4 protein-coding genes are annotated in these 10845 nt (G+C 63.6%); 2 read left to right on the top strand and 2 right to left on the bottom strand.

Annotated features, from left to right (window positions below; all coding sequences use genetic code 11):
* Both fxsT and AB0B64_RS31805 read right to left on the bottom strand, forming a co-directional pair.
* Positions 1–1879 (bottom strand): FxSxx-COOH system tetratricopeptide repeat protein (gene fxsT, locus AB0B64_RS31810; protein ID WP_358181582.1); only part of this gene is annotated, 1879 nt, incomplete at its 3' end.
* 3 nt (positions 1880–1882) lie between these two features.
* Positions 1883–2320 (bottom strand): hypothetical protein, encoded by a 438-nt coding sequence (locus tag AB0B64_RS31805; protein ID WP_358181579.1) that lies wholly within the window; start codon positions 2318–2320, stop codon positions 1883–1885.
* Positions 2321–2857: 537 nt separating this feature from the next.
* Between AB0B64_RS31805 and pglW the strand changes: the two genes are divergently transcribed.
* The gene (gene pglW / locus AB0B64_RS31800; RefSeq protein ID WP_358181576.1) at positions 2858–7171 is read left to right on the top strand and encodes a BREX system serine/threonine kinase PglW; all 4314 of its coding nucleotides are present in this window, start codon (positions 2858–2860) and stop codon (positions 7169–7171) included.
* The gene (gene pglX, locus AB0B64_RS31795) at positions 7168–10845 is read left to right on the top strand and encodes a BREX-2 system adenine-specific DNA-methyltransferase PglX (protein WP_358181573.1); all 3678 of its coding nucleotides are present in this window, start codon (positions 7168–7170) and stop codon (positions 10843–10845) included. Before pglW ends, pglX begins: the two co-directional genes overlap by 4 nt.

Genomic DNA, 10845 nt, shown 5'->3' with positions numbered 1-10845 from the left:
TGGACGCCAGATTTCCTAGCCGGATGGCCATGTCGGGGTGATCGGGGCCCAGGGTGCTTTCGGTGATGGTCAGTGCCCGTCGCTGCAACGGCACCGCCTCACCCGCCTGCCCCAGAGCGCGCAAGCTGGACGCCAGATTTCCTAGCCGGATGGCCACGTCGGGGTGATCAGGGCCCAGGGTGGTCTCGGTGATGGTCAGTGCTCGTTGCTGCAACGGCACCGCCTCATCCATCCGGCCTAAATCGCTGAAGCCGGACGCCAGATTCCCCAGCCCGGTGGCCACGTCCGGGTGGTCGGGGCCCAGGGCCGTCTCGGTGATGGCCAGCGCCCGCTCAAACAGAGGCACCGCCTCACCCGCCCGCCCCAGAGCGTGCAAGCTGGACGCCAGAATCCCCAGCCCGGTGGCCACGTCAAGGTGGTCGGGACCCAGCGCCGTGTCGGCGATGGCCAGCGCCCGGCTGGAGAGGTCATGAGCGTGCTGGTGTTGGCCTTGTATGGAGGAGAAAACGGCAGCCTGGTTGAGGACTTCCCCGAGCTCTTCTGGTTCGGTTCCTTGTTGGTAGCGAAGCGCGACCGCATCCACATGCGGGAGGAGATCGCGCCAGAGGGGCCAGCCAGACAGGTCAGATTGCGCGTCGGCCGGCAGTGCCTGAGCCAGGCGGGTGAGGGCACTCTCACGGGCGGCGTGGGTGCGTGGGTGGTGATAGTCCAAGCCATTGTAGATAACTGATTGGAAGAGCCGGTGCATGCTCACCGTCTGCTGCTCGTCCGTGCCCGCGCGTGTGATCATGCTGTAGGAGGCGAGAAGTTCCAACGCGTCGTCAAGATCCAGATCGTCGGCATCGCTAATCAGCAGCGTATGGGGGATGTTGTCTGGCCCGTAGCACGCCAGCGTACGCAGCAGGTGTTCCGCCCGGAGATTCTCGGCGGTGTCATGCTCGCGGATGGCGCCCAGGTGGGTGTCCCACAGGCGCGCCATGGTCTGTTCGGCCTTGCCGCCCGCCGCTGATTTGGCATACATCCGGGCTGGATGGAGGCGTAGCCGCTCCAGGTAGCGGCCGGGGCTTTTGTGTGATTGGCGGATGTAGGCGGCGGCCTGCTCCAGCGCCAGCGGCAGGTAACCCAGCTCAGCAGCGATCGCCGCTACATCCGCGTGATCCTCCGGTTGCCCGTATCCGCTGACCTTAGCGATCAGCTCTACCGAGGAGCCCTCGTCCAGGACGTCCAAGGGAACAGTGCGGGTTCCCGGCCAGTGCACGTCACGGCGCGTGGTGATCAGAACATGGCCGGCACCCAGATGATCGAGCCAGGACCGCACGAGGGCGGGATCATCAACGTTGTCCAGCACGACGAGCCATCCCGGGTGGGCGCGTAGCCAGCCGAGCGCCCACTGGGCAGCCTCCTGCACGTTGCCGACCAGGGCGATGGCTGGGTGAATCTCCGCGGCCAGCGCGGCGAACCCTTTCTCGATGCTCTCCTCGGTGTCTGCGGTGATCCAGTACGCCACTGGGTAACGGGCATGATGGGCGTGGGCGTAGTGCCGGACCAGTTCCGACTTGCCCACGCCCCCCATCCCGCGGACCAGCTGGCGAATGACCACATGCTCGCCGTCATCGGCGAGCATGTGCTCCAAGGCCGTCAGCGCGTTCTCGCGTCCGACGAATTCCGCCGCGCGGGGCTCCTGCAGGAACCTTATGGGGGCGGTCATATCGACCTGTCCTGGAGCCAGCAAACTTCCTGGCTCCAGCCGAGTCGTCCGAGCGTCGATCGGCGAATTATCGCCCGTGGTCGCATTCCCGGTGATGTCACCCCCCGCCGCCACTGCGCGAGCAGATGCGGTGAGCCGCTCCGCGCCTTCGCGCTCCATCTCCTGGGCCATGGCCTAGCGTCCAGCGATGGACGAGTTGTTCCCCGTGGTCACGTTGCCGGTGATGTCACGCCCTGCCGCCACTCCACCCCCGGATGCGGTCACCGTGTTGCCGGCAACCCAGTGGCCGGTGGCGGTCTCGGCCTGCTCCAGCATGTCGCGTACGTCGTCGGCCAGCTGCGCATCCTCCTGCAGCAGCTCCGCCAGATACACCCGCAACGCGGCCTGAAAGTCGACGTTGTCAGGTTCCCGTATCAGCCTCTCCAACTCCCGGGGCACCTCTGCTGACTTGGGCTCGGCACCGAAGAACCGCTGAAGAATCTTCCGCCCCCACCCCACCGTGGCATCGGCCGCATCTTCCTGCACGCGCGCGAGCACCCCGCTCCCATACGCACCCGCCGCCACTACATAAGGCGACGCCGAACCAACCAGTGCTACAAGTTCCTCACTCATGAAATGGCCCCTCATGGCCGGCACCGATGACCCCTGACGATGTGGCCGCCACACGTCGTCACGAGAAATGTATCCCGCCCCGCCCAGCCGCGGTTGAAAGCGCCCAACACCTGCAGCAACTGCAGTAGCGCATACCAGCAGGTAAAGGGGGTCCTACCCCATCCCTGTCAGGAAGCGATGAGGAAATGGTGGATGGCCGTATACAGGGGCGTCGACAGAACTGAGCTGCGTAGTCGTGACCATCACGAGAGGGACGGGGCCGTGCCGTTGACCATACAGGCGCTGGCTGCTCATGGGTGGTATTGCGTTTTGGGCACCCCTAACCAACACTGGCCTATGACCTAAATGATCTTATGGACCGAAATGTGCGTGGCAGGTCAGTCGACTACCAGATTTCTCTGGTGGGCGTGGGTCCAGTGTTCTTGTTTGACAGTATTATTCGCTCCTTGCGGTGAAAGGTTGATGCGTTGCCAGTCGTGTCGGTGGGTATCGAGCTAATCGCCAAGAGTTGTGATGTCGTCGCATAAAGGGGACGGGATGGCCGGGTTGCGTCGCTGGCAAGGGCCGCGATCGACGTTCCCCTGGGAGGAAGAAGCCCTCAAACACATCCGTGACCGCATGCCAGACGCCGAGCCGTACCGTGCTTGGCAAACCTTCAGCTTTACTGCGAGGTCTGGCCATCCGCGGGAGGTGGATCTGCTCATCGCGACCCGCAGCGGCCTTTACCTTGTGGAGATCAAGAGTCATCCTGGGCGGGTCACCAACCGTGGTAGCACCTGGCTCTTCAGCTCCGATCGCGTCCGCTCCATCACGAACCCCCTTGAGCTGACCGATCTCAAGTGCAAGGAGCTCAAGAGCCAGCTGGAGTGGGCGGTCAAGGAGCTCGGGCTTAGAAACATCAAGATTCCCTACATCGCCCCCGCGATCTTCTTGTCGGATCCCACGCTGGAGAGCCAGCTTGACGACGTTCAGCGACTGAACGTCTACGGCCGCGACGACAAGAGCACGGGACTGCCAGGCATCTGGAAGGACCTGCTCGGTCGGCCGCCACGAGGCGAACGCGATCGTGTCGACGTGACGTTCTCGCGCAAGCTCCCCGATCTCCTCGAGAAGATCGGTGTCACCGCTGTGCGCAAGCACCGCAAGCTCGGCCAATGGGAGCTGGCACCCAAGTCTCTGGACACGGGCCCGACCTGGGAGGACTTCCTCGCTGAAAACACGGCACTATCAGGCCAGCATCGGCGGGTACGGATCTACCTCTCGGAGCTACGGGCAACCCCGGAAGAGCGAGAGTCCACCCGCAAGGTGGCTCGTCGCGAATACCTGGTTCTCCAGGGCATTGATCACCCGGGCATCATCAAGGCCCTCGACTTCAGCGACGAGCATGACGCTGGACCAGCCGTACTCTTCCCGCACAAGCCTGGCTGGCTGCGCCTAGACCACTACCTGGCCGAGTATGGCGAACAGCTTGATGTCGATACCCGCCTTGACATGATCCGCCAGCTCGCTGAAGCCCTCGATCACGCACACCGGCGCCACCTCTTTCACCGAGCTCTAGCTGCTCGCAGCATTTGGGTGGAGTTTCACGCACAGGGCCGCTATCCGAAGCTGATGATTGCCGACTGGCAGGCAGCGACGCTCACCCGCGTCACCTCCCAGAACCGGGCAACTCTCACCCAGCATGCTGCCCCCTCGCTGGCTGGACACATCGAGAAGGCCGCCCAGGCATATCTGGCTCCAGAGTTCGTCCAGCCTGACGCCGAGAGCGTGCCGCTCGACGTGTTCGGCCTGGGCGCGTGCGCATACCTAATCCTGACAGGGCAGCCGCCGGCTGACACCCGAGGTGCGCTGGAGAAGCGCCTCAACGAGCGGGATGGCCTGGTGCCGAGCGCGATCGCTGATTCTATGGACCCGCTCCTCGACGAACTGGTCAGGGACGCCACCCGCCCCACAGTATTCGACCGGCTGGAGAGCGTGCGGGCCGTACTCCAGCGACTGGACCTCGTGGAGGAGCGGCTCACTGCGCCCGAGGAGATCGACCCGCTACAAGCCGCGAGAGGCGCAACCGTCGGTGAGTGGCATGTACTCGGCACTTTGGGCAAGGGTTCCACGGCGCGAGCACTGCTTGCCGAGCGTCGGCGGGACGGGACCACTCAGCAGGCCGTACTCAAGATCGCGCTAAACGATGCCGCGATCTCTCGCTTGGAGCAGGAGGCGGCGGTTCTGCGCCGCATGCGCGAGCCGCATATCGTTCGGCTGATCGAGGGCCCGATCGAGCTCGGCGGGCGCCAGGTGATCGTGCTCGACCGCGCCGGTGACACCACGCTTGCTGACCACCTGCGCAGCGACGGCCAGCTCTCCATCGAGGCTTTGGAACGTTACGGCGAGCACCTTTTCACCGCCGTTGCCTTTCTCGATGAGGAGGGCATACGGCACCGTGACCTCAAACCGGACAACCTAGCCATCCGTACGCTGACAAACCGGCAGACCCGGCTGGTCCTGTTCGACTTCTCGATGGCAGGGGCGACCGACAAGGCGTACACCGCAGGAACCCCGGGCTACTTGGATCCGTTCATCGGCACGGATCGAAGGCCTGTCTACGATGACCAAGCCGAGCGTTACGCACTCGCTGTCACCCTCCACGAGATGGCCAGTGCGGAGCTGCCCTCGTGGGGTGACGGTGTAACAGAGCCGAAGCTGCTCGGTCCGGAGGAAACCGTTCCGCAACTGGCGGAGGATCGGTTCGACGCCCAGATCCGAGAAGGACTGGTCGAGTTCTTCACTGTCGCTCTGGCTCGCGACGCCAGGAAGCGCTTCCGCGACATAAAGGATATGCGGGACGCGTGGCGGGACATCTTCCGCGCTCTGGAAGAGGCCCGTCCGCTCACCACCACTACCACTGGCCACGACGAGGCGGTCGATCCGGTCGAAGCTCGCGATCGGGCGGCCGCGGCGGCGTCTGAGCGAACCGAGCTGGTGGCGGCTGGCCTCACGCCCAAGGCGCTGTCCATCGCCCTGAACGATCTGGGCGTGCAGACCGTTGGGGAGCTCGTCAAGATCCCGGGCACGCGCGTGCAGCGGTTGCGAGGAGTAGGTGTCGCGCCGCGTAACGAGCTGCTCAAACGGGCCAGGGAGTGGCGACGGCGGTTCAAGATTGCTGAGCGCGTTCATGCTGCCCCTTCAGCAGGACACGTCAAACAGCAGGGACTGGCGCCCGCCGCCATCGTGGACTATGCCCGGCTCGGCTTGGACGAGCTGGTTGCTCGCCTGGTGCCCAAGGGCGGCAAGACCGACGACAACGCGGCCAAGGCTGTTTTTCACACACTCGCTCTCCCAGGACTCGACGGCACGCCGTCACCTGTGCCGCCGTGGGCACCGCAAAAGGAGATCGCTGCGCTGCTTGGCGTCTCCCCCCAGTATGTGGCGACCTTGGTCGGGAAGGCTCGGGAGCGTTGGGCGAAGGACCCGGCTGTCACCGCGTTACGCAACGAATTGCTTGCGAACCTGGCGGACCACGGCCGCGTCATGGAGGTCTCGGAACTCGCCGCTGAGCTCCTAGCTCACCGCGGTTCGGAGCTAAGTGGTACGGCTGCGCGGCTCGCGCTCGCTGGAGCCACCGTGCGAGCGGCGATCGAGACCGAAGAGCGACTGGAAAACCCTCGCCTGCTTAAACGGCGCAAAGGCGACCGGCTATTGGTGGCGTTGGTCGCCGAAGACGACCCTAGCCTGCCCAGCGACGCCCAGCTTCTCGACTACGCGCTCCAGCTCGGCGCCAAAGCCGACGAGCTGGCCGGCCGCGATCCGCTGCCGGTAACAGCCGCCGCCCTACGCGAGCTGCGCCGCCTGCCAGCACCGGATGGCATGCCGCCGCTCCCGGACACCCGTCTGGTCTCGCTCGCCGCCGCCTCGTCTGCGCGCGCCGCCGTGACCCCGCGCTTCGAACTCTATCCGGTCGACCTCGACCCGGTTCGCGCCGTGCGGCTGGCTCAGGTCGGCGGCATGCTGTCCGCCGCCATCACCCCTACCGAGCTGCGCGAACGGGTCCTGGCGCGGCTACCCGCGCTGACCAGCTTCCCCGATCACGCCGGTGGGCTGCGCAGGGTGCTCAAAGACGCCGGGCTGGCCATCGAAATCGACGCCGAAGGCCGGTACGTAAGCCCTGGAACCACCCAGTCCAGCCGGCTACCGAGCACCACCACCCGAACCGCCACAGGGCTACCCGGCCTGCTGGCACCACGGGAGGCGCTGTCTCGAATGATCTCGGTAGCGCAGCGGGGCGGCTTCCTTGTGCTCAAGGCCCGTATCGAGCAGGCAGCTCAGCTGCCCGCCCGTCTCAGCTCGATGCCGGAGCTGTCGATGACGTGCTTCAACGTGACCAAAGAGTTCATTACCGCGCTTCGCGAGGTTCGTGATGAGTGGGGCTTGCCCGACTGGCCCGACGTACTGGCCACCGACTCATCCGACGCGCCACCAGAGGATCAGGTCGGCCTGGCCGACATGACCAGGGAAGCGTTCGAGCTGGTGGAACATCGAATCCGTGCTCTGGACGGGATGGTCCTGCTCCACGACGCCGCCCCGCTGGCCCTCCGCGAGCGTGGCGGCAGGCTCGTCTCCCGGTACGCCGGTGGTGCCGAATTACTGGCCCGGCTGGCCGAGGCCGCGCGTAGCTCACATGAACAACCGCACGGGCTGTGGCTGCTGGCACCCATGGCCGATCCGCGCGAGCGTGCCCAGCTCGACCGTCAGGCGATCGAGGTGATCCCTGGCGGCAACGAGGAACTGGCCCTGTCCCGCGACGCGATGGAGGCCCTGTCCAACGCGGCACTTCAAACCCCCAGGAGAGCTTCGTGATCAATGGTTCCGCACTGCTGACCGACCTCCGCAAGCAGGTCGCCGCACTGGAAAACGACCTCCGCGACCGCGCTGACTCGGACGCGGCGGTCGACGCGCGCCTCCGACAGGAATGGGCGGACGCACGTACGGCCTCGCGTACGGCGGCGACCTTCGAAGCTTGGCGCGACGGTCGGGTCACGCAGGCGGCGGTGGCGTGGGTGCTCGGCACCGTGTTCCTGCGGTACTGCGAGGACAACCGGTTGATCGAGCTCCCATTCTTGGCCGGCCCCGGTGAACGGCTGGACATGGCGGCCGAACTGCAAGCCGACTTCGTCCGGGCTCGCCCGGCAACGACCGACCGCGACTGGATCCTGGCCGGATTCCGCGCGATGTCCGTGTCCCCGGTCGTGGCAGGGCTGTTCGACTTCGACCACAACCCGATGTGGTCCATCTCCCGCCCTCCCACGCCCGACGAGACTGCCCTCCCTCTCGACGCCCGCTGGGACACCGCCGCAACCCGCCTGGCAGGCCCTTCCCACTCGGTGGCCCAGAGGCTGCTGGCCTTCTGGCGCACAACTGACGCGAACCGCCAGATCATCCATGACTTCACCGGCGAGGACACCCGCTTCCTGGGCGACCTCTACCAAGACCTGTCCGAATACGCCAAAAAGACATATGCCCTCCTCCAGACCCCGGAGTTCGTCGAAGAGTTCATCCTCGACCACACCCTTGAACCTGCACTGAACGAATTTCATGACGCCTTCCTCGATGGCGACTTCCGTTTGATCGACCCCACCTGCGGGTCAGGACACTTCCTTCTGGGCGCGTTTAAGCGCCTTCTCGCCTATTGGGAGTACCGCACCACTGGTGCGGACAAATGGGATCTCATTGTCCGCACGCTGAGATCAGTCCACGGAGTCGACAAGAACCCGTTTGCCGCAGCCATCGCTCGCTTTCGTCTACTTGTCGCTGCTCTCGATGCGGGTGAGGTCAGCTCACTGGATAAGGCTCCAGAGTTCCCTATCAACATCGCAGTTGCCGACACCCTGCTATTCCGTAGGGGGGAGCAAGGGCAAGGGACGATTTCTGAGGTCGATACATTCCTATTTGCGGACGAGGATGCGAACGACTACGTGGCACAGTGCGACATTCTAGCTCCAGGGTCGTACCATGTCGTCGTTGGCAATCCGCCCTATATCACCGTAAGAGATAAGACCGAGAACCGGATCTACCGCGAGCATTACGCTACCTGCCACAGGGAGTATGCGCTTTCCGTGCCCTTCGCCGAAAGGTTTTTTGATTTGGCATTGCGCGGCCCGGGGGTCGCAAGCGCGGGATTCGTTGGCCAGATCACGGCGAATTCATTTATGAAACGCGAATTCGGCAAGAAGTTGATTGAAGGATTTTTCGTCGGCAAAGTTGATTTGACCTATGTTATCGACACCTCTGGTGCTTACATTCCTGGGCACGGTACCCCTACTGTGATTTTGATAGGTCGCAATCAAAAGCCCAGCCTAACGACGATCCGGACAGTCATGGGCATCCAGGGTGAACCTATGCAGCCAGCAGTTCCGTCGGAGGGAAAAGTTTGGCAGGCGATTAAACAGCAGATTGACCTACCGGGCACGCAATCTCGTTGGGTCGGCGTCGATGATCTCGCTCGGAGTCTTCTCGCGACCCACCCTTGGAGCCTGGCGGGAGGGGGTGCCATTGACGTTACAACATCCCTCGAAAGATCGCCATTGAGGGTGAAGGATTGCATTGATGAAGCAGGGCTAGCGGTAATCACTGGCGAAGACTCGGCTTACGTCGTAACGCGCACCCAAGCGATGATTCGCAAAGCGAGAGATCTCTCGTGTGGCGCGGAGGGGACAGACATCCGTGATTGGCGCCTAGGGGCTCCCACTTGGCTTATCGGTTCTTACACCGAGAAATATGAATTTCAGGAAAGCGTGGACCCGACGGGAGGGCTAAGAATACTCTGGCCACTCCGAGATCTCCTGTGGTCGCGTAAGCGCTTCAGTGTGTCTATGCGTGACAGGGGGGCTACATGGCACGAGTGGCGTGAAGTTTATCTGAGTAAACTTAAGCGGGAAATGATTATTGCGTTTCCTCTGGTAGCTACGCATAATCACTTCTATTTGGGGCGCAAGAGCATAGCTTTTAAGCATTCGGCACCGGTGATTACCCTGCCTGAGGGGGCAACGGAGGACCAGTACCTAGAGTTGTTGGGGGTGCTTAACAGCTCGACCGCCTGCTTCTGGCTCAAGCAGGTAAGCCACAACAAGGGGAGCACTGTCGACAGTAAGGGAGCTCGTCAGACGACGGACCCATGGGAGAACTTCTATGAATTCACTGGGACAAAGCTGCAGGAGTTCCCGCTGCCCGCCAAGCTGCCGTTGACTCTTGGTAGAGAGATGGACAGGCTCGCGCAGGAGTTGGGTCAGGTCGAGCCATCAGCCATGTGCATGCGAGCCGTACCAACTCGAAGCACCCTCGACGCTGCGCGCGTCGAGTGGATGGAGGTCCGGGGGCGGATGCTCGCGCTTCAGGAGGAGCTGGACTGGGAGGTCTACCGGCTCTATGGCCTGCTCGACAATGAGGAAGCGGCCGAACTGCGAGTAGGGGATGGGATGAGGCGATCTTGTGATCCGGACGCCATTCCCAGGTTGAATCTCGGAGAGCGAGCGTTCGAGATCGTCCTCGCTAGGAGAATGTCTGCTGGTGAGATCAAGACGCAGTGGTTCGTCCGGCACGGTTCGACGCCGATCACCGAGATTCCTACATGCTGGCCCGAGCGTTTCAAGAAGGTCATCCAGAAAAGGATCGAGATCATCGAGAAGCGGCGGGATATCGCACTGATCGAGCGACCGGAGTACAAGCGCCGCTGGGCGGTCGAGTCGTGGGAGAAGCGGGAGCGTGAAGCGCTCACGACCTGGCTGCTGGACCGGTGCGAGCAGCAGGAGCTGTGGTTCGCGCCGGATGAGTTCGGCAACCTCCAGCCGCGTCCGATGTCAGTTGACCGTCTGGCCGACAAGCTGCGTGCCGATGACGATGTGGTGAGCATCGCCCGCCTGCTCAAGGGTCCCGACGCTGACCTGGCCGACGTGCTCGAAGAGATCATGGCCGCAGAGCACGTGCCGTATCTCGCCTCGCTCCGCTACAAGGACACCGGCCTGCGCAAGCGCGCCCAGTGGGAACAGACATGGAAGCAGCAGCGGGAAGAGGACGCCACCGGGCAGCGCCTGAACATCCCGGTCCCACCGAAATACGGCGGCGGTGATTTCCGCAAGACCAGTTACTGGCGTAATCGAGGCAAGCTCGACGTGCCCAAGGAGCGGTTCATCTCCTACGAGAACGCGGGCTCGGAGGCGGACACAAGCCTGCTGCTCGGCTGGGCGGGCTGGGACCACCGCGAGCAGGCGCATGCTCTGATGACCCTGATCGAGGAGCGTGGCACCCACGACCTGTGGGAAAGCGATCTACTCACCCCACTCATCGCGGGACTGCGTGAGGTCTTGCCCTGGGTGAAGCAGTGGCACGCGGAGATAGACCCGGACTTCGGTGACTCGTGGGCGAACGCCTACACCAGCTATCTGGAAGCCCAGCAGCTCAGGCACAACCTCACCGACGACGACCTGCTGGCCTGGCGCCCTGTCGCAACGACTCGCGGCCGGAAGAAGAAGGCGTGA

It is taken from the genome of Nonomuraea sp. NPDC049129 (genome assembly GCF_040648495.1).
Lineage (GTDB): Bacteria > Actinomycetota > Actinomycetes > Streptosporangiales > Streptosporangiaceae > Nonomuraea.
The sequence above is the reverse complement of the archived record's forward strand: the minus strand, read 5'-3'. Positions and strand labels throughout refer to the sequence as shown.